Source organism: Kordia sp. E, assembly GCF_056033805.1.
Window position 1 is genome coordinate 1020217 of sequence record NZ_JBRASR010000003.1, and the last position, 21051, is coordinate 1041267.

Genomic DNA, 21051 nt, shown 5'->3' on the forward strand with positions numbered 1-21051 from the left:
ATTCAATAAAATAACAAATGAACAAAGACATTGTAGAATTACAAGAAGACGTTTCAAACTCATCATTATATAGTGAAGACTTGGCGCCAGTTCCTTCAAGTAAAAGAACTTGGAGTAAATGGCACTTAGCTGCTATTTGGGTTGGAATGGCAGTTTGTATTCCAACATACCTTTTGGCTTCATATATGATTAAAACTGGATTAAATTGGTATGAAGCATTGATTATCATAGGCCTGGCTAATTTAATTATAACCATTCCTATGGTACTTAATGGACATGCTGGAGTAAAGTATGGAATACCATTTCCTGTCATTGGACGCGCTGCATTTGGAACAAAAGGCGTGCATTTGGCTTCTGTGACAAGAGGAATCATAGCCTGTGGTTGGTTTGGAGTTCAAACTTGGATTGGTGGTTTGGCTATTTATGCCATATTTAATGCTATTACTGGTTCTACAGGTGAATTAGGATTATCCATAGGTAAATTTGTCGGTTTTGGAATATTCTGGATCATCAATATGTATTTCATTTGGAAAGGAACGGAAAGTATCAAATGGTTAGAAACATATTCAGCGCCAATATTGGTCATTATGGGAATTGTACTAATTTATTGGAGTTATGCAAAAGCGGATGGTTTCTCAATAGTCTTAGACCAAAGTGTACAGTTAGAAAAAACTGCGGCATCAATTACAAAAGACAATGAAGTCTATTATTTGAATTTAAACTCTTTAGAAGATAAGGAAGGACAGTTAAAAGCATTAGAATATAATATTACTTCAGATAAAAATACTACTTGGGAAAAATTCACAAACGAACCTATTTTAATTTCTAATGCAGAGAACGTTCAAGTTCAGTTTAGAAACAATGATGTAGTTTCAAGTATTGTAAATGCAACTATAGTTAGTTCAGAAAATAACTCAGAAAGTAAACTTTGGAGTTACTTATTATGGCTAACAGCAATGGTAGGTTTTTGGGCAACGATGTCAATTAGTATTGCAGATATCACGCGGTATGCAGCCACTCAAAAAGATCAAGTTGCAGGACAATTTATTGGATTGCCAGCAACAATGATGCTATATTCCTTCGTTGGGATATTTGTAACATGTGCAGCAGTTATTAACTTTAAAGACATTTTAATTGCTGATGATGCACCATGGGATCCAGTTTCGTTGATTTCAAAATTCAAGAATCCAGCGGTCGTTATCGTTTCTCAAATATTTATGATTATCGCTACATTAAGTACAAATATTGCAGCGAATGTAATTGCACCTTCTAATGCCTTTTCAAATTTATGGCCTAAAAAAATAAGTTTTAAAACTGGCGGAACAATTACGGGAATTCTTGGAATATTGATTATGCCTTGGTGGCTATTGAACGAAATTTCAGGGTTCTTAATTTTTGTGAGCGGATTACTAGGTCCTGTACTAGGTATTCTAATTGCAGATTATTTTTTAGTCAGAAAAAAGAAATTAGAATTAGCAGAATTGTATAAAGAAGACGGAATCTACTCATATGAAAAAACAGGATTTAATAAAGCAGCATTGATTGCTTTATTTATAGGTGTTTTTGCTGCATTAATTGGATATTGGGTTCCTGCATTGAATTTCTTGTATTCCTTATCTTGGTTTACTGGATTCCTTATTTCGTTTGTGTTATATGTTTTATTAATGAAGAATAACTCAACACTTATAACTAAAAAATCATAACTATAATATATGTCTATACTCATTAAAAATGGTCAAATAGTTACAGCTGCTGAAACGTATGTAGCAGATATATTTATTGAAGGAGAACAAATTATCGCTATTGGGAAAGACTTAAAGTATCAAGCAGATAAAGTGATTGATGCTACTGATAAATTAGTATTTCCTGGCGGAATTGATCCTCATGTACATCTCGATATGCCATTCATGGGAACGTACTCGAGTGATGATTATGAAACTGGAACGCGTGCAGCCTTGCATGGAGGAACTACAATGGTGATTGATTTTATTTTGCAAACACAAGGAGATACACTTCACAATGCATTGAAAACTTGGCAAAGTAAATCACAAGGAAAAGCTATAGGAGATTATTCATATCATATGGCTGTAACCGATTTTAATGATGATGTAGCCAAAGAAGTTGTTCAAATGATAGAAGAAGAAGGAATTTCATCATTCAAAACATTCATGGCTTATAAAGGTGCATTAATGATTGATGATGGACAAATGGTGCAATTGATGAAAGTTGTAAAAAAACATGGAGGTTTAGTAACTGTTCATGCAACAAATGGCGATATGATAGATTCGCTAATTGCTAAAAATAAAGCGGAAGGAAACTTAGCACCAATCTATCATTACTTATCTCAACCAGAAGTTACGGAATCAGAGGCTTCAGGACGTTTTGCGGATATGTTAGAATATACAGGTTGCCCTGGATACATTGTTCATATGACTTGTGAAGGAGCATTAAACGCAGTAAGAAAGGCTACACAGCGTAATCAAAAAGTATTTGTAGAAACATGCACACAATATTTAATATTAGATGCTTCGCTATATGAAAATGATTTTGAAGGCGCAAAATGGGTGATGAGTCCGCCATTAAGAGAAAAGAAAGATCAAACAGCATTATGGTCTGGTATAAATCAAGGTTTAATTCAAGTTGTTGGTACTGATCACTGTCCATTTATGTGGGAACAAAAAAAAATGGGAAAAGATGACTTTTCTAAAATACCAAACGGACATCCAGCAATTGAACATCGAATGGAATTATTATACTCAGAAGGAGTTCACAAAGGAAAAATTTCATTAACAAAATATGTGGAAGTAAGTTCAACGAATGCTGCAAAAATTTTCGGAATGTACCCAAGAAAAGGAACAATTGCAATCGGTAGTGATGCCGATATCGTAATTTTTGACCCTAAAAAGGAACATATCATTTCTGTAGAAACACATCATATGAACTGTGATTATTCAGGATATGAAGGTCAACAAGTAACTGGAAAGACAGAAACTGTAATTTTAAGAGGAAAAGTTGCTATAGAAAATGAAGAGTGCAAATTATCAGCAGGTCACGGACAATTTATTCCGAGGGGAAAAACATCAAAAACGGTTATATAGTTTAGAATTCAGAGTTATGAATTTTGAATTAAAAAGTTGAAACTATGAGTTTAACGTTAAAAAAAGAAAGTAAAAGTATTATTGCTGATAAAACATATGTGTTTGCCTTGCTCATTATTTCGATTTATAAAGAATTAAAAGTAGAAAAAGAGTTTATTCTTTCTAAACAAATTCTTCGGTCTGGAACTTCAATTGGAGCCAATGTAAATGAAGCTATTTCAGCAGAATCAAAGAAAGATTTTGTGCATAAGTTAAGCATTTCACTTAAAGAAGCCCGAGAAACTAAATACTGGTTGAATTTATTAAAGGATAGTAATTTTATTCATCAAGAAATGTTTGACAAATCAAATAAAAAATGTGAAGAATTGATTAAGATTTTGAGTAGTATTATTTTAACTACCAAACAACGATATCTTAACAACTCTTAACTTAAAACTAATAATTCATAACTTATAAGATATGCCAAGAAATGTAAAATCAGGATTGATACAAATGAGCCTTCCAATGACAGAAGGCGAAGGAACTATTAAAGAAATTATGGATGCTATGTACGACAAGCACATTCCGTATATAGAAGAAGCAGGACGACAAGGCGTTCAAATATTATGTTTGCAAGAAATATTCAACACGCCATATTTTTGCCCAGGACAAGACCGTAAATGGTATGCTTCAGCAGAATCTGTTCCTGGTCCAACTACTGAAAAAATGCAAGTATTGGCTAAGAAACATGATATGGTAATCATTGTGCCAATTTATGAAAGAGAGCAAGCAGGCGTATATTATAATACCGCGGCAGTTATTGATGCTGATGGAACATATTTAGGGAAATATAGAAAAAATCATATTCCACATACAACTGGGTTTTGGGAGAAGTTTTTCTTTAAACCAGGGAATTTAGGATACCCGGTTTTCCAAACAAAATATGCTAAAGTTGGCGTGTATATATGTTATGATAGACATTTCCCTGATGGCGCAAGAGCCTTAGGATTAAATGGCGCAGAAATCGTTTATAATCCTTCTGCAACAGTTGCTGGATTAAGTGAATACTTATGGAAATTAGAACAACCTGCACATGCAGCAGCCAACGGATATTTTATGGGTTGTATAAATAGAGTAGGTGAAGAAAAACCTTGGAATTTAGGGAAATTTTATGGGCAATCTTACTTTGTAAACCCTAGAGGACAAATATTTGCTGAAGCTTCTAGAGATGATGATGAATTATTAATTGCAGATTTTGATTTAGACCTTATTGAAGAAGTTCGTTCTACATGGCAATTCTTTAGAGATAGACGCCCAGAAACGTATGGTAAGCTCACAGAACTTTAGTTTTATAATTATGAATTAAGAGTTAAGGATTTCTTTAGTTAAGTAATTCATAACTCATAACTTTTAAACTCATAACTCACAAATGGCAGAATATAAAAAACCAACAACCGAAGCAGAATTCCAAAAGAATTTCAAGCAGAAAAAACCGTTGATGAATGATACTGAAGCGTTTTACGAAGCTTCAAGATGTTTATTCTGTTATGATGCGCCATGTATTCAAGCATGTCCTACAAGTATAGACATTCCGCTATTTATCAAGCAAATACATACAGACAATATCACAGGAGCATCCAAAACTATTTTCGATTCTAATTGGTTGGGAAATGCGTGCGGAATTGTGTGTCCAACTGGAGTTTTATGTGAAGGTGCTTGTGTATACAATCATCAAGATGTGCCGCCAATTCAAATAGGTAGACTACAAAACTATGCTACAAATAAAACGATTGATGCTGATAAAGTAATCTTTAAAGTTGGTGAACCTAATGGCAAAAAAATAGCAATTATTGGTGCTGGTCCTGCAGGAATTTCGTGTGCTAGTGAAGCACGAACTTTAGGATATGAAGTAGATATATTTGAAGCCAAAGAAAAACCTTCTGGTTTAACGGTCTATGGTATTGCGCCTTATAAAATTACAAATGAAGAAGTCTTAAAAGAAGTAAAGTACCTTCAAAATCAGCTTGGTTTTAATATTAAATATAACACAGCAATCAATTCAAAACCAGCATTGAAAAGTCTAGAAGATACGTACGATGCTATATTTATTGGTGTTGGTTTAGGGAACACAAGAAACTTAGGTTTACAAGGAGAAGATAAAGAAAATGTTGTAGGTGCTGTAGAGTTTATAGAAGAGTTAAGAATGAAGCATCATAAATTGAAAGTTCCTAAAAAAGTAGTCGTTCTTGGAGGTGGAAATACTGCGATGGATGCAGCATCTGAAGCAGCAAGGATGGGCGCAAGGAAAACGGTATTGGCATACAGGAATTCCAAAGAAAAAATGGGCGCTTATGGATTTGAATATGATTTAGCGATAAGCGCTGGAGTTGACAGCTTATTTAATGTAACTCCTATTGCAATTTTAGGAAACGGAAAAGTAGATGGAGTACGATTCGCCAAAACTGAAATGGTGGACGGAAAACTCAAAACTAATATAAATAACACATTCATTGTACGATGTGATATGGTAATTAAAGCCACAGGTCAGGCAAAGCAAGGTCATTTATATGATTTAATAGATGACTTAGATATAGATGAAAAGACAAGAATTAAAACAAATGATGAATTTCAAACTTCCAATGAAATGTATTTTGCTGGAGGTGATGCCGTTAATGGAGGCGCAGAAGTAGTAAATGCAGCGTATGACGGAAAAATGGCAGCGCAAGGAATTCATAATTGGTTAACAAAATAAAAGAATTATGAACTAAAAAGTTAAGAATTTAGAGTTGAAAATTTATAATTGACCAACTCATAACTGACCAACTCATAACTCATAATTATAAAACTCATAACTCAAAAAAACATGATAGACTTATCAGTAGATTTCGGAGGAATAAAAGCACCAAACCCATTTTGGTTAGCATCAGCGCCACCAACTAATTCAGGGTACCAAATTATGAAAGCTTTTGAAGCAGGTTGGGGCGGAGCTGTATGGAAAACATTAGGTGTTCCTGTTGTGAATGTATCAAGTCGATATGGTTCTGTAAATTATAGAAATACCAGAATGATGGGTTTCAATAATATTGAACTAATTACTGATAGACCTTTGGCAGATAATCTTCGTGAAATAGAAGAAGTTAAAAAATACTTTCCAAATCATGCTGTAATTGCTTCTTTAATGGTAGAAAGCAGAGCAGAATGGGAACAAATAATAAAGGATGTTGAAAATGCTGGAGCAGACGGAATAGAATTAAACTTTGGTTGTCCACACGGAATGTGCGAACGTGGAATGGGTTCTGCTGTTGGGCAACAGCCAGAAGTTTTAAAAACGATTGTAGGTTGGGTGAAAGAAGCCGCAAACATTCCTGTAATAACAAAACTAACGCCTAATGTTTCAGAAATTATTCAACCTGGACTAGCAGCTCTTGAGGGCGGAACGGATTCTATATCATTAATTAATACAATTAAAAGTATCGTTGGAATAGATTTAGATACCTATGCTCCATATCCAATTGTTGATGGAAAAGGTACAAATGGCGGATACTGTGGACCAGCAGTAAAGCCTATTGCAATGAATATGCTGAAAGATTTAGCACAGCATCCAGAAATTGGAAAATTGCCATTATCTGGAATTGGTGGTATTGAAACTTGGCGAGATGTAGTTGAGTTTATTCTTTTAGGCGCAACTTCCGTGCAAGTATGTACTGCGGTAATGCATTATGGTTTTGGAATTGTACGTGAAATGGAAGCAGGTTTACGTCAATTTATGGAAGAGAAAAATTACACTACTATCTATGATTTTGCTGGTAAAGCATTGCCAAACGTAACGGAGTGGAAACACTTAAACCTAAAGCATAAAGTTGTTGCCGAAATAAATCCTGATAAATGTATTGGTTGTGACTTATGTTATATTTCTTGTGATGATGGAGCGCATCAAGCAATTGCACTACCAGATGATCCTTTAAATAGAATTCCAAGTATCATTGAAGAAAACTGTGTCGGTTGTAACTTATGTTCGCTAGTTTGCCCAGTTGAAGACTGTATAACAATGGTTAAAAAAGACGATGGCACAAAACATACAACATGGCACGAACGTACGTTAAATGATGATATTCCTGTAACTTTTAATGATGACAGAGCTGGAGGAAAAGGACACTTTGTACCAAAACCTTCAGATGCTTTAAAAAAATAGTTTTTTTGACATACATTTTAATTTGTGAATATAAAACGATCTTCTTTATGTGCTAACAATTTCAAGTATTCAGTATGTCAGTTTTCTACTAAATCATATCGCGGAAGCTATTCAATATAGAAGTTTGGATATAGAATTGGTTAGGATAGCATTTGTATTATACAATTTGCTACTAAAGCCGTTTCAAAATAACTCTTAGATTTAAAACAACTTCAATAGCTCATTGCTTATTTGTATAATATGCTAAATGCTAATTTTGACTAGCATTCAAGACGTGTATCTGGACAATCATATACTTGACTAGTACACAAATTTGCACACTGAGTTATGCGCAGCGTTTTGCATTGTGTCGGATTATATGTAGGAGGAAACGGAAGTGGATCTGTACATATAAAAGTAATAGGCGCACCGCCAGTTACATGCTGTAGTTTTGAAATTGCTTCTTTTTTAAGCATTAATTTGGTTGATTTTTGCTTTTTCATAATTTAAAAAAATTAAATAAGATTAATAAAATTGTTTACCAGTGTCTAAAAACACTTTGACAATTTTAACTTCATTTAAGAGAGAAAAAAAAGAGAAGGTATGGATGTCGTCTTTTTGTTACGAATTCAATTATTGATAAAAGAAAATGGTACGAACGTATTGAATTTATTGTAAAGCGCTAAAGAATATTTCGAACTTATTCGCAAAAGTGTATGATTGTATTTTAAAAGTAGCGAGAACTAGTACTAAATTTAGAACAACAAAAAGATATTTTGCTAAGCAATATTATAGAAGTTTGGTTGAGATAAAATATATTCATGATAGAAACTTATCTTATTATAACTTATTTAAAAAAGTATTTTATGTGTATTTTTTTCGCTATCAAAGTTTAATGCTTAAAGAAATATATGTCATAAACGATTAGAAATAAAGAGAGAGTATTCTTTCTTTATTTTTGGATAAAGATTATATTGCAAATGAGAAATACAAAAAAGTTAACTTACCATGAGTCAAATAAAATTTAAACAACCAATTGTACGTCAAGTTAGTACAATGACTAGACATATTTCACCAACGGATACTGTATATTCTATTGGTCCGTTTGTAAATATGGAAAAAGGAACGAATGCTATTTATATTACGGCTCATTTTCTTGAACATATCAAAAGAGAAAACATTTCTGTACCAGATTTTGCAATAATTAATAATAATAAGATACGAATTGATATAAATATCAAATCTGATATTAGTGAAGAGTCCATTGAGTCAAATCAACGTTCTCATTGGGAAATAGTACTTCAAGAAGACTCAGGTAGTGAGACTAATAGTGATACTAGACTTAAAGATTTAAAAGAGATTTATGTTCATCTCGATTTTAATGAAGATAATCTGAGAGAAAAAATGGAGGATATAAAAAATGTTCTCAGAGATACAGATAGATCTTTAGAGGATAAAATTGAAGAAATAACAAAAATTGCAAAGCCAGAAATAGGAGATCCAAGACGTGGAACTAGAGTAATTCCTACTTAATAATGAATTTGGAAGTTTTTTAAGAAACTAAACAATCTTAATCATTATGAAAACGGTCAAATTTCTCGTTTGTACTATATGTATATTCGTAACAACTATAGTATTTGGACAAAACTCATTTAACGAAATATGGTTTATCAATCATTGCAAATACTGCAAAGAAAATACTGCATCTCAAAACGAAATAACTACAACAGTTCCAAACAATACATGGCACAATGCACATGTGAGTTTTGCTCAAAAAAACTATAAAGAAGCAAAACGATATCTTCTCAATGATAATGTAACCGACGATACGTTAAAAGAATTATTACAAAAGCACTTACTCTTAAAATTGGGCGTAGATGATAATGCAAAAAGCTACTTTTTTAGAATAAGTCAAACGGATTCCAAAGATTTAAAACAGTTTGCAAATAAAAGTTTAGCACGATTGTATTTTGAAAAAAGGAAATTCGATTCTGCAATGATATATTATGATAAAGCATTAGATGTTCCAATAGCTCAAACGCATTATTTTAAAAGTGAAATATTTGAAAGTAAAGCTTTCGTTTATTTATTTAAAGAAAATTTTAAAGCATCAGACTCGTTATATAAAAAAGTACTCAAACTCTATAAAAACAATCAAGATTCCATTCAAGTAGCTAGAAACTATTCTAATATTGGGAATTTATACTTTGAACAATACAAAGATACAATTGCAAAAAAATACTTCGATTCTGCCTATGTATATTCAAAATCAATCAAAGATTTAGAGTTAAAAAGTCACATAACATACAACAAGTATTTAATTTCTGAGGTTTTAAAAAACCATCCAAAGGCAATAAAATATTTAAAAGAACATTTAGCTATCAATGATTCGCTCCAAAAGCAAAACTCATTATGGCAAATAGCACAACAAAAAGAAACGTTTAATATTGCAAAAAAACAGGCTGAAATAGACCTTACAACGGCAGAACGAAATACGTTTATTGCAATTTCAGCAGGAATTCTTTTATTGTTAGTGATCGGATTTATTTTCTACAGAAAACTCATTGCACAAAACAAGCAAATCAAAAAACTAAATTATGAGTTAAGCGAAACAAATACTGTCAAAAATCAGTTGTTTACAATCATTGCACACGATTTGCGTAGTCCTGTAGCTCGCTTAAAACAACTATTTCAATTAAGGAGTATAAAAGAAAATAACGAAGGAACCTCGGCAGATAAAAATGTATATAAAATCGTTGATTCTTTAAGTTTATTGTTAGATAATCTATTGAATTGGTCACTAAGTCAATCTGATTTACTTTCAGTTCAAAAAGATTGGTTTCCACTATGGCAAATTATTCATCAGATAGAACTGCAATATCAATCATTAATAGAGGAGAAAAGCATTCAATTTAGTACTGACATAAAAAAATCAATATTAGTATATGGTGATATGGAAATTTTTAAAATTGTAATTCGAAACTGTTTGGATAACGCAATAAAATTCACACCAAAAGGTGGAAATATTATTATTTCAGGAACAATTGAAGATGATTCGTTTACTGTATTTATTAAAGATTCAGGTATTGGAATTCCTGAAAAAGTATTGAAAAGTATTTTTGAAATTCAATCAAACAAAGCACAAAAAGATACTACAGGAAGAAAAAGTTCAGGTTTAGGGTTAATGCTCACAAAATCGATGATTCAGCTCAATGGCGGAACAATAAAAATAAAGCAAAATCCAAATGGAGGAACAATTGTAAATATATCATTACCTTATAAAAATGTAGCATAAATTACTATGGAGAAAATTGATATTCTAATTCTTGAAGATAGTCCAGAAGAAGCTTCAATACTCGCAGAAATACTCTCTGAACATTACAACATTTCGGGAATTGCTGCAAATTATGAAGAAGCTGTAAAGTTGTATGATGAAAAATCTCCTGACATCGCCATACTCGATATCTTTATAGATGGTGAACGCGACGGAATTAAATTTGCGGATTATATCAACAAAAGTAGACCAATTCCTATTTTATTTCTGACTAATTCAAAAGATAAAATATCGTTTATTGCTGCCAAAAAACAGCAACCATATAATTACTTACTAAAACCTGTTGATCCTTTTGGAATTAGGTTTTCAATAGAATTAGCTCTGGAAAAGTACGTGAATCAAATTGGGCAATTATCTACAAAAGAAGAAGCTGCATTGCAAATTAATAATACACTGCTCATTAAAAAAGGAAATGTATTAGTCAAAGTAGCGATCAACGATATTTATTATGTAGAATCGGATGATAAATATTGCTTCATTCATACGGAAGATTCTAGTTTTTTAGTCCAAAAAAGTTTAAAAAGTTTTTCTGAAACATTGCCTAATAACTTTGTGGCATTGCATAGGAAATATGTAGTCAATACGAATCAAATTCTATCGGTGTATCCAACAGATTATACGCTTACACTTAAAAATAATAAAACCTTACCTGTAAGTCAGCGTCATCGAAAATTACTATTAGAACTCTTCACAATTATCAAATAATGTGCGTTGTATTTTTGCCTATTTATTCTACAAAAATGGGCAATTACAACTAAAAATAAATTACAATCGAAGAACATCACCTTTAACATATATCCAGAATTCTTTACTGCACCCAAAACCCAAAACCGAGAATCACTTTACTCTTAACATTTCTTCGTTCACGAAACTTTTCTCTTCATTCACGAAAATAATAAATCCTACATCAATTAGGTAGCTACATTTACCCTGTAATAGCGCTAAAAGACGTCATTTTAAAGCTGCTTAAGGCGAAATCCGAAAAGCCCAAATAGAGTAGGAGAACCAATTAAAAACTATAAAATATGTCAAAAAAAATTACTGTTATGGCATTACCATACAACACCGTTAGTGAAGAAAAAGAAAATTATAATAATGATGGAGTTTTAACTCCTCAAGAAGAAGGAAGAATTGCAGATACAGTAAACAGAGCAATAAATATTCCTTTTATGAGTGAGAGACGTGAAAAGAAAGTTTTCTTAGCTGGAATTCGATTAATAGATAAGGCACTAACACTTTATCTGCCAAAAGAATTAACTGAATGTATTCATGATATCAAAGATGGTGTAACAAATGAAGAAGTTGCTGTCTTAGAAAAAAGATTGACTCCTATTATTAATCGGATGATTAACATACCAATTATACCGGAATTCCTTGAAGCAAGACTAATTAGTATGGTATTAGGGATTATTTTGAATGCAATGAGAAAAGGAACACAGGTTCTTTCATAATGAATGGTAAATAATTAATTTTTGAATAATCAATCGATCATTTCCAGAAAAATACCGAAGACTCTGAAAGTTTCAGAGTCTTCTAATATTTTCTATTAAATTGGAGTTACACAACAGCCAAACTCACAATACGCTCGAAAACCGTTGTGAACAGGATGACATTGTTCATCACTTGTACATTCGCCTAAAAGTGGTTCGCATTCTTCGCCAAAACCACCATAAATAGTGCGTTGTTCATTCTTAGTCAATTCTTTTCCGATATTTAAAATATGTTGTTTCATACTATTAAAATTTAAAAATTAATTTTTTGGTGAGTACATCTATAACTCATCATATATTTATATAGTTAACGTTTTTTAACCAACACAATAAGGATAAGATAGTAAGCATAGATATGCATCTGTACGACAAACACATCGTGAATCTAAATGGTTAGCAGTAAAAGGAATATTCGTTCCACCTTTTAAGTTAGCCTTGTTTAAGTTAGAAATAGTTTTTTTCTGGATAGATAAATGGTTAGTTTTTTGTTTTTTCATGATAATAAGTTTTTAAATTTTATTGGTTAATAAATGATGAAAATAATTATCGTAGCAATACATTGTTATCATAGTAAAGACTTCGAAACAATTTTCAAAGCCTTTACTTTATACAGTATACTTAGTTGTTAAGAACAAGAAAAGCATATTAGTTTACACCTATACAATGCCTATTCCATTGTATCAATGTTTGTGTTGCTAACGAGTCATTTTCAGGACTAATTCCATCTCCTTCAGGATCATTTGTTAATGAGTGATATACAATGGAAAGTGATGCACAATATTCTTGAAGGTTTGTTAAAGAATTTCCTCCATTAATGTTTCTTTGTGCTTCTTTGTTTAAAACAGTTCCGATGTTTAAAATGTTTTTTTTCATGAATAAAATGTTTAATAATTGATATAACAGTAAACAGTTTAAGACACTTACTGTTTGTGTCTAAGTGCATTAAATCAATGCATTACAAAACAACAATTCATAAAATCAACATGCAAAACATAGTAGGTGACATTCATGAATATGTAGTATGAATTCATGAATCTGTATTTTTTTCTTCAAAAAAGAGTATTTTTAGTTATCATTTTTTACATAACTGAAAAAGCCTGCCATCTTGATATTATATTTTATAAAGAAAAACCAATTTTCACTTCGAGAAGTTAGTTTTCAATCTCTTATACTTTTGCTGTCTTTTATATGCTTTAGTTGTGAAGGCATAAACGTTGATGCTCAAATTGAAAAAAAAGATTATAATGAAATAGATAACATGTTTTCAGAAGCTAAAACGGAGCAGGAAAAGATTTTCTTTGCCAAACGTTTTCTAGAAAAAGCTAAAAACGAAAACAATACTTCTAGAACGCTTCAAGCATATCGTATGCTTTCCGTAACACATACAGACGAATACGTGTTGGCGTATAGTGATAGTATTATTGCAATGACATCTAAAAATCCAAACACATACTATCCAGCTATTGCTTATGAAAAGAAAGGAGATTTTTATTATCAAAAACGTGCATATCAACGCGCATTAGATAATTACCTTCAATTTTATAACTACGCACAACAATTTGATCAAAAAGGAATGGTTGCACGCGCCAATTATAACTTAGGTGTTGTAAAAAGACGTACAGGGAATACAGAAGAAGCATTGGAATTATATCGAAAAAATTTTTCATACTGTCAAGAAAATAGTGAAAAGATCAATGCAAGGAAGTACTTAAACTCTATCACAGCATTGGCAAACATATTCAATGATATACAAAATATAGATTCTGCTAGCTATTATAATAAACTGGGCTATAAAGAAGCTACGCGCTTGCAGAAGGAATCATATAAAAATCATTTTGGATTTAATGAAGGTGTTACAAATTATCACAAAAAAGAATATCAAGTAGCAATGGATAGTATTTCAACATATACTCCATACTTTGAAAATGCTCAGGACGATGATAAGTTAGTATTTGTTTATTATTATTCAGGCGAACTATATTTTGCGGTTCATCAACAAAAAAAAGCAATTCAGTATTATAAAAAAGTAGATTCAATCTTTCAAAAAACACAATCGATCTTTCCAATTACTAGAAAGGCATATGTGCGATTAGATACATATTATAAAAATAAAGGCGACTTAAAGAATCAACTGATCTATAAAAATCAAATGATAAAAGTTGATAGTATTTTGAAAGCTGATGAGTTGTATTTAAATAAATTGATTTTTAAAGGATATGAAATTCCAAAATTAAAAGCTGAAAAAGAAAATTTAGCATCGCAAAAACAACAACAAAAAAAAATATTCAAAACCATTGTGATCATATTATTTTTGCTAATTCTAGTACTAGGAATTGGTTTTGCAATACAATATAAAAAACAAAAAGTGTATCAACTTCGCTTTAAAGAAGCTATCAATTCACCTAAAACGAAAAAAAATACGCAGCGTCAATTAAGAAAAGAACAAAAAATTGCAGTTCCGGAAGATATTATCGAATATATATTACAAAAACTAGAAACATTTGAACAAGAAGCTGCATTTACATCAAATGAAATTACACTCAATTCGTTAGCAAAAGAATTTAATACCAATCCAAACTACCTTTCCAAAATTGTAAATCATTACAAAAAATGTTCTTTTTCAAGCTATATCAATCACTTACGTGTTGAATACACAATAGAACAGCTTAAAAATAATCAAACATATATGCGTTATACCATAAAAGCGATTGCAGCAGAAGTTGGTTTTAATAATGTACAATCGTTTTCAAAAGCATTTTATAACGTTAAAGGTATTAAGCCTTCTTATTTCATTAGAGAACTAAAAAAAGTAAATCAAACTTCATAAAGCGCAAATAAAAAACTACAGATTCATGAATCTGTACTTTATCATGGTAAATTATACTGTCTGTACACTGTATTTTTTATAGTTTCATTGCAAAATTTAAAAAATAAATAGATGAAAAAGCGATTGAAAACATTAATATTTAACAAAACAAAAATTGTAAATCTATATAACAGAAAAAGCATATATGGAGGAACAAATTTAGAAAGCGATGTAAATAATCCAGATGCAACCTGTGTAATAGTAACTACAGACCCAACATCAGATATGACAGATGATAAAACTAATACTGATAATTATATACCTTCAAGGAGTTGCGTTTATATTTGTTAACGCTTCAATTATTTGTGGTTTTAACTATTATTACTGCACGATAAAGTATTCAAGATCATATTATCTATGATTTTGAATACTTTTTTTAATTATAATTTGGGCGTAACCTTCGTGGAAAACTCAGGTCGGGCTTTCGCGAGTCGCTCTCCCAATTTTATTGGGAGGAGCTTCAACAAATCGCTCAATCCCTTACGCAACATCAAATACAATACAAAGTAGCTTCAAAAAACTATTCGTTAATTCGTAAATTTTCTTTCACTCCTCACTTTTAATCACTCACGATACATTCTTCTGCGTTCATTGAATATTTCATCTTATGGATTAGATTCATGTCTACATTTACATTGTAAAAAGCAACTAAATGGCGTCACTTAAAGCTTCTTATGGCGAAATCTGAAAAGCCTAAATAGAGTAGGAGAACCAATTAAAAAAACCATTATGACAACAGAATTATTACGAGAACAAGAACTTATAGTTGCTTACAAAGAAGCCACTATTGAAGCTTTTAAAGATAAAGTTGATGATGTAAAACTATATAACCTACTAAAAAATATAGATGATTCAGTCAAACAACCAAGTGGTTTGGCAGATTCAAGATTCATTGAAGCAACGGGCGGTATTATAATGCTTGCTATTTATGGAAGAGTTACTTGCGATGTATCTAATATGCCTTATTCTTTCGCAGAAAGTGCTTGGGGAGTTGGAGGAGCAGGTTTTACTTCACTTGGAACAATGTATAATGTATATGAAGATAGTGATTGGGAAAGATTTTTTAGAGAAGCTCGAAGCTATCATGCACAAGGAATAGCAAAAGCTGGAGGAGTATACCAAATTACATGGTTTGACCGAAATAATGATCCAATTGGACAATTTAATTCAGTTGCGATTGGAGTAGGAGTTTTTCAAGTAGGAGGAAAAGGAAAATGGAAAAAAAATAAAAGATCCTAGGTGAAATTAATTACTGAGAAAATTATTGCTAAAAATCATTAAACAAATGTCATTACTAACATGGTGCCATATACTATGTTAGTAATGTTATTTAAATGCGTTGGTAATGAATAGTTTTCTTTACATAAAAACAAATTCAATTTAAAATATAAAAATAATGAAACCACAATATAACAAAACACAAATCATACACAGTTTATCATTTGCGAGTAACTCAGCATTCAAAAAAGTTTTTGAAGACGAATCAACTTGTAAAAAATCATATGAGAAACTACAAAACTTTGTAACAGAAGTATCTGAGAAAGTATTCCTAGATGAAGAAATAAAAAAACTAATTGGGGACGATTGGGAAACTGTTTGGGGACCAGTAGTATATTCTCATGATCAGAATTCTTCATTCGCTGTAGCTGATAATACGATGGGAGCATACTATTCAAAGTCACAAAATTTATTTGTGATCGCTATTGCAGGAACAAATTCTATCTCAAGTTTTGGCTGGATGAAAGAAGATTTTCATGTAAATAAAACTGCCGTATGGAAAGATATTTCAGGAAAAGGGTATGGAAACATTTCACAAGGAACTGCTACTGGACTAAACATACTTAGAGATACAATGAAGTATAAAAATAAAACTCTTTTAACGGGACTAAAAGATTTTATTGCCACAAACAATATCAAATTAGCTGAAGTAGCTGTTACTGGACATAGTTTAGGTGGTGCACTTTCTCCAGCATTAGCATTATACTTATCTGATAAACAATCAGAATGGGATCCTAAAAAATCTATGGAAATTTCAACATACCCAACTGCTGGACCAACAATAGGAGTTCATAAAATTTATTCATGGCCATTAGGTGAAACAGGAAAGAGTTTTACTGACTATTTTGAAAGCCAAATTAATGATAAAAGGATAAAATGTCATGGTATTAAAAATAGCTTAGATATTGTGCCTTTAGCTTGGAATAGAACAGATTTAGCAACAATACCAAGTCTTTATAAAAATGAAGATAAAGATAGAAATATAGAAGATGTAAGTTTTGGAAATGCTGCTCTTATAGCTGTACTTAATATATTTAAAAAGTCAAATAAAAAAAGTGAAGCAGGGAAACAATACATATACAAGCATGTAAAAGGGATAGAACTTAAAAAAGGGACGTTTGACGATGCAATAGATGATGTTATTAAAAGTAAATTTAAACTCTTAAAAGGCATTACAAAATTGTATAATAGTAAATATATACCTAAATCATTGCATTCAAGTATAGGAAATCTTGAAAATATAACTCGATTTTTTGGGCAAGCTGCATATCAGCATACAACAGCTTATGCCAAGTTATTAGATATTGAAGTTTTTTTAAATAAATATAGCGCGATTATAACAGATGATTCAGAAACTAACTCAGTGGATGACACAATAGCAACGGCAGTAGAAATGGCAAATGAAAGTGTAGGATTTGATATCAATAGTATATTTGAACTAACTGAAGAAGATATAGAAAAATTAGAGGTACAAGATGAATAATAACAATGTTTATTAAAGACAAGTGTTTTCTAATTAAAATTTGGAAAGATTACTAACTACTATTTTAAAGTATTCAAGGTTGCAAATAATCAATCTTGGATACTTTTTTTGAATACGCTCATCACAATATCATGAAATTCATCACAAAACAAAGGTAAAACCTTACTATAGACAAAAACATTTTTGTAAATTTAAGATGTATTTACAACTAATATAACCTCGATTTTGGAAAAAATAACCTACTATTTTCAACAAAAACACCAACTTATAGATAAGCAATCGTATTATCTAAAACTTGCAATGATTATTGGTGTTGTTCTAACAATTTTCGTCTACATATTCGATCCATATGATAACTATTTGGCGATTCCTAAATATGAACTTCCAATAAAAATTATTCAACTAGGTTATGGAATCAACACTGCAATTGTGATATACTTCTTATACTGGTTCATTTTTCATAAAATAAAATTTAATACAGGGAAACGTATTTGGAAAACCTATCATCATTGGTTATTACTTATCGGAATTATGAGTGTCGCTGGCTTCTTTGGAACAATTTACCATCGTTTTATGATGAATGTTGGCGAAGTTGAAACGAGTTACTACCTTTTTGTAACGATTCCAAGATCAATACTAATAAGTGTTCCGCTATTTATTATTACAATACTATTAGATAAATTATATAATAGCCAGTTGATAAACCAGGCAAACACAATAGCAATACAATCAAATAGTAACGAAACACAAGTATTTGCAGATAAAAAAATCATTCTAAAATCACCAGTGGTCAATCAATGTATAGAAGTAACACCTTCTTTAATTGTATATGTGAAAGCTTCTGGTAACTATGTTGAAATTTATTCAATTGGGGACAAAAAAGCACAATTGCTTAGAGCTCCATTACGATTTATTGCAGAAAAACTAGCACCTTATGATGACTTCATCATCAAATGTCATCGTCAATACTATGTTAATCTTCATAAAGTTACATCGTATAAAGGAAATTCACAACGAATTCTTTTGAATATAGAAAATTCAAAGGATATAATTCCAGTAAGTAAAAGCTTCACAGAAACCTTCCTTTTATATCTAAAAGAAAAAGAAAAATAATACTTTTTCATTCATCACAAAACATATTCATTCGTCACATTTTTTTTCAAATAGTTTAAAAACAGGGTAATATTGAGATAAGTTTTAGAATATGCAATAGCTATAATACTATGTGCTAAACGCTAAAACACTATTAATAACCATTAAAACATAACCATTATGAAAAAAAAGAATTTAAACAAACTGTCCTTAAACAAGAAAGCAATTTCAAGCTTAGCTGAAGATGTAAAAGGAGGTGCAGTATCGCATGGTCCAATACCACCAACTGTGGTAAGTAAAACTCCAACTTATTGTGCAACTCAAAACAATCAATGCCCTAGTAGTGTAAATTATTGGTGTAATGCTTCATGTTTTGTTTGTTAACAAAAAAAATTAAACCCAATAATCTGAAAATTTAGAATAAGATGAAAAAAAAGAAAATCAATAAGCTATCATTAAACAAAAAAGCGATTTCTAACTTAGATGAAGTTAGTGGAGGATTGCAAATAGGAACACCAGTTCCTGTAGGAACAAATGTTGCTTCTGGTTGCCCAGGAGTTTGTACACCTTTAACTAATTTTAATTGTGCTACTCAGAACAATCAATGCGCAAGTAGTGTAGTTGCATGGTGTAATCTTTCATGCTGGATTTGTTAATGTTTAAAAGATGAATATAAAATTGAAAAGCGGGCTTCAGTTCGCTTTTCAATTTATTTTACAATCAACTAAAATTTAGCATTATGAAAAAATATAATTTTAAAAAGTTATCCTTAAATAAATGTGCAGTATCTAATTTAAAAAAAATTAACGGAGGTATTGCAAGCCCACAAGACCCAGTCCCAATTACAGTAGCTTCAGTATGTGGAGGAGTTTGCTCGAAAATCCACTGTGCAACTCGTTTCTGTACCGTAGAACCTATGTGTAATGGTGTATCTTATTACATCTGTTAAAAAAATATATTTATACTAAAAAAGCAAGCTGAAGCTTGCTTTTTTTATATGTAATGATTTTGTAAACTACGATTATTACTTATAAGGCTTTCCACTTTTCGATAATAGCTTTTTCTCTTGATAAAATAGAATTTGGGTCAGCTTCAAATTCTTTTCGTCGTTCTTCACTTACAGCATCAGACTTCCACCAAGTAAGTGTATCTTTTACGGAATCTTGTAATGGTCTAAACGAAAGTCCATTTTTCAATGCTTTTTGATTATTAATCTTTGCCGAACCTACGGTATTTTCAGTAGGAATAATCCATGGAACAATATAATAAATGTTATTCTCTATTAAAAAATCATAATCATCTATAATTACTAAAGAATTCGTTACAGGGAAAGTTTTCTGTGCTTCCGTGATGAATTCATACATGTTTTGCGCTTCTTTTGGTCCAACAGCATTAAATGTTCCTGTATTTTTCTCTTCAATTAGTCGAATCATCCATTCAGCAACATCTCTAACATCAATGTATTGAACTGCATCTTCTTTCTTTCCTGGAACTAAAACTTCTCCTCCTTTTTCAAGTCGAACAGGCCAATGTATAAAACGATTCGTTCTGTCTGCAGGACCAATCATGTATGTTGGGCGTACAACAATAGTTCTATCGACTCCAAATTCCTTAATAGCTGCTTGTTCAGAAGTTGCTTTCATCACACCATAATCATATTCCAGTTTTTCTTCTTCTTTATAATTTTCAGGAACTGATAATAGAACTTTAGAATTTTCTGTAAATTCACTATTAACATATGGATAATAAACGCCTGTTGAAGATGTATATAGATATAAGTCACAACTATCTTTTAATAATGCTGCAGATCGTTTTGTCCATTCAGTTTTTCTTCCCGAATTATCAATAACAACATCCCATGCGCGATTTTCTAAAGCAGACAAATCATTTTCTCTGTCGCCAACAAGTTGTTCTACATTTGAAAATACTTCTTTATAAATTGATGGCTTTGTTTTTCCTCTGGTAAACGTTGTAACCGAATGACCTCTTTGTATTGCATACGCAATTTGATGTGGACCTAAAAAACTTGTGCCACCAAGAATTAGTATTTTTAATTTATTTGAAGCTTCTTTTTTTGGAGCTTTATTTTCTGAAGGTTTAGAAATACAACTATATAAAATAGAACTTGAAAATGGCAAAACAAGCCCCATTTTTAAACTAAGCTCTAAAAATTTCCTTCGTGACTTTTTATGTTCCATTTAATTGTAATTTAATTTATTGTTTTAAAAATACTATTAATTTTTAAAACTTGTTAAAGCAG

The 21051-nt window shown here is 31.2% G+C and carries 22 protein-coding genes; 17 read left to right on the forward strand and 5 right to left on the reverse strand.

Annotation, left to right across the window (positions count from 1 at the left end; genetic code table 11):
• Positions 1 to 17 precede the first annotated feature (17 nt).
• The 6 genes from ACUUYC_RS17455 (at position 18) to preA (ending at position 7269) form a co-directional block, all read left to right on the forward strand.
• Positions 18 to 1703, forward strand: a complete 1686-nt coding sequence (locus ACUUYC_RS17455) for an NCS1 family nucleobase:cation symporter-1 (RefSeq protein WP_474267957.1) — start codon at positions 18 to 20, stop codon at positions 1701 to 1703.
• 9 nt (positions 1704 to 1712) lie between these two features.
• Positions 1713 to 3098: a dihydropyrimidinase gene (hydA, locus tag ACUUYC_RS17460; RefSeq protein ID WP_474267958.1), complete on the forward strand. Its 1386-nt coding sequence runs from the start codon at positions 1713 to 1715 to the stop codon at positions 3096 to 3098.
• A 44-nt stretch (positions 3099 to 3142) separates the two neighbouring features.
• The gene (locus ACUUYC_RS17465; RefSeq protein ID WP_474267959.1) at positions 3143 to 3526 is read left to right on the forward strand and encodes a four helix bundle protein; all 384 of its coding nucleotides are present in this window, start codon (positions 3143 to 3145) and stop codon (positions 3524 to 3526) included.
• Positions 3527 to 3557: 31 nt separating this feature from the next.
• The gene (locus tag ACUUYC_RS17470; protein ID WP_474267960.1) at positions 3558 to 4424 is read left to right on the forward strand and encodes a nitrilase-related carbon-nitrogen hydrolase; all 867 of its coding nucleotides are present in this window, start codon (positions 3558 to 3560) and stop codon (positions 4422 to 4424) included.
• Between the two features lie 82 nt (positions 4425 to 4506).
• Complete coding sequence (locus ACUUYC_RS17475; RefSeq protein WP_474267961.1) at positions 4507 to 5829, forward strand: FAD-dependent oxidoreductase; 1323 nt, start codon at positions 4507 to 4509, stop codon at positions 5827 to 5829.
• A gap of 111 nt (positions 5830 to 5940) precedes the next feature.
• Positions 5941 to 7269 (forward strand): NAD-dependent dihydropyrimidine dehydrogenase subunit PreA, encoded by a 1329-nt coding sequence (gene preA, locus ACUUYC_RS17480; RefSeq protein WP_474267962.1) that lies wholly within the window; start codon positions 5941 to 5943, stop codon positions 7267 to 7269.
• Positions 7270 to 7529: 260 nt separating this feature from the next.
• Here preA and ACUUYC_RS17485 read toward each other — a convergent pair whose 3' ends face one another.
• Positions 7530 to 7751 (reverse strand): hypothetical protein, encoded by a 222-nt coding sequence (locus tag ACUUYC_RS17485; protein ID WP_474267963.1) that lies wholly within the window; start codon positions 7749 to 7751, stop codon positions 7530 to 7532.
• A gap of 505 nt (positions 7752 to 8256) precedes the next feature.
• Between ACUUYC_RS17485 and ACUUYC_RS17490 the strand changes: the two genes are divergently transcribed.
• From ACUUYC_RS17490 to ACUUYC_RS17505, 4 genes are all read left to right on the forward strand, one after another.
• Positions 8257 to 8781, forward strand: a complete 525-nt coding sequence (locus ACUUYC_RS17490) for a hypothetical protein (RefSeq protein WP_474267964.1) — start codon at positions 8257 to 8259, stop codon at positions 8779 to 8781.
• Between the two features lie 46 nt (positions 8782 to 8827).
• Positions 8828 to 10543, forward strand: coding sequence for a tetratricopeptide repeat-containing sensor histidine kinase (locus ACUUYC_RS17495; protein ID WP_474267965.1), 1716 nt, complete (start codon positions 8828 to 8830; stop codon positions 10541 to 10543).
• Positions 10544 to 10549: 6 nt separating this feature from the next.
• A complete protein-coding gene (locus ACUUYC_RS17500; RefSeq protein ID WP_474267966.1) occupies positions 10550 to 11287 on the forward strand; it encodes a LytR/AlgR family response regulator transcription factor in 738 nt (245 codons plus the stop codon).
• 320 nt (positions 11288 to 11607) lie between these two features.
• Positions 11608 to 12033: a hypothetical protein gene (locus tag ACUUYC_RS17505; RefSeq protein WP_474267967.1), complete on the forward strand. Its 426-nt coding sequence runs from the start codon at positions 11608 to 11610 to the stop codon at positions 12031 to 12033.
• 95 nt (positions 12034 to 12128) lie between these two features.
• Here the strand turns inward: ACUUYC_RS17505 and ACUUYC_RS17510 are convergent, their stop codons facing one another.
• The 3 genes from ACUUYC_RS17510 to ACUUYC_RS17520 all read right to left on the reverse strand — a co-directional run bounded on the left by ACUUYC_RS17510 (position 12129) and on the right by ACUUYC_RS17520 (position 12945).
• Positions 12129 to 12314 (reverse strand): hypothetical protein, encoded by a 186-nt coding sequence (locus ACUUYC_RS17510; RefSeq protein ID WP_474267968.1) that lies wholly within the window; start codon positions 12312 to 12314, stop codon positions 12129 to 12131.
• 75 nt (positions 12315 to 12389) lie between these two features.
• Complete coding sequence (locus tag ACUUYC_RS17515) at positions 12390 to 12569, reverse strand: hypothetical protein (protein ID WP_474267969.1); 180 nt, start codon at positions 12567 to 12569, stop codon at positions 12390 to 12392.
• Between the two features lie 148 nt (positions 12570 to 12717).
• On the reverse strand, positions 12718 to 12945 hold the full coding sequence (locus ACUUYC_RS17520; protein ID WP_474267970.1) for a hypothetical protein: 228 nt from the start codon (positions 12943 to 12945) through the stop codon (positions 12718 to 12720).
• A 385-nt stretch (positions 12946 to 13330) separates the two neighbouring features.
• On the opposite strand from ACUUYC_RS17520, the gene ACUUYC_RS17525 reads away from it, so the two are divergent.
• The 7 genes from ACUUYC_RS17525 to ACUUYC_RS17555 all read left to right on the forward strand — a co-directional run bounded on the left by ACUUYC_RS17525 (position 13331) and on the right by ACUUYC_RS17555 (position 19447).
• Positions 13331 to 14899, forward strand: coding sequence for a helix-turn-helix domain-containing protein (locus ACUUYC_RS17525; RefSeq protein ID WP_474267971.1), 1569 nt, complete (start codon positions 13331 to 13333; stop codon positions 14897 to 14899).
• 111 nt (positions 14900 to 15010) lie between these two features.
• A complete protein-coding gene (locus ACUUYC_RS17530) occupies positions 15011 to 15229 on the forward strand; it encodes a hypothetical protein (RefSeq protein ID WP_474267972.1) in 219 nt (72 codons plus the stop codon).
• Positions 15230 to 15667: 438 nt separating this feature from the next.
• Positions 15668 to 16177 (forward strand): hypothetical protein, encoded by a 510-nt coding sequence (locus ACUUYC_RS17535; RefSeq protein ID WP_474267973.1) that lies wholly within the window; start codon positions 15668 to 15670, stop codon positions 16175 to 16177.
• Positions 16178 to 16334: 157 nt separating this feature from the next.
• Positions 16335 to 17699 (forward strand): lipase family protein, encoded by a 1365-nt coding sequence (locus ACUUYC_RS17540; protein ID WP_474267974.1) that lies wholly within the window; start codon positions 16335 to 16337, stop codon positions 17697 to 17699.
• Positions 17700 to 17924: 225 nt separating this feature from the next.
• Entirely contained in the window at positions 17925 to 18812 is an 888-nt protein-coding gene (locus ACUUYC_RS17545; RefSeq protein ID WP_474267975.1) for a LytTR family transcriptional regulator DNA-binding domain-containing protein, read from the forward strand.
• A gap of 159 nt (positions 18813 to 18971) precedes the next feature.
• The gene (locus ACUUYC_RS17550; RefSeq protein WP_474267976.1) at positions 18972 to 19175 is read left to right on the forward strand and encodes a hypothetical protein; all 204 of its coding nucleotides are present in this window, start codon (positions 18972 to 18974) and stop codon (positions 19173 to 19175) included.
• A 41-nt stretch (positions 19176 to 19216) separates the two neighbouring features.
• Positions 19217 to 19447, forward strand: coding sequence for a class I lanthipeptide (locus tag ACUUYC_RS17555; protein ID WP_474267977.1), 231 nt, complete (start codon positions 19217 to 19219; stop codon positions 19445 to 19447).
• Positions 19448 to 19819: 372 nt separating this feature from the next.
• Here the strand turns inward: ACUUYC_RS17555 and ACUUYC_RS17560 are convergent, their stop codons facing one another.
• Complete coding sequence (locus ACUUYC_RS17560) at positions 19820 to 20989, reverse strand: NAD-dependent epimerase/dehydratase family protein (RefSeq protein WP_474267978.1); 1170 nt, start codon at positions 20987 to 20989, stop codon at positions 19820 to 19822.
• Positions 20990 to 21051 lie beyond the last annotated feature (62 nt).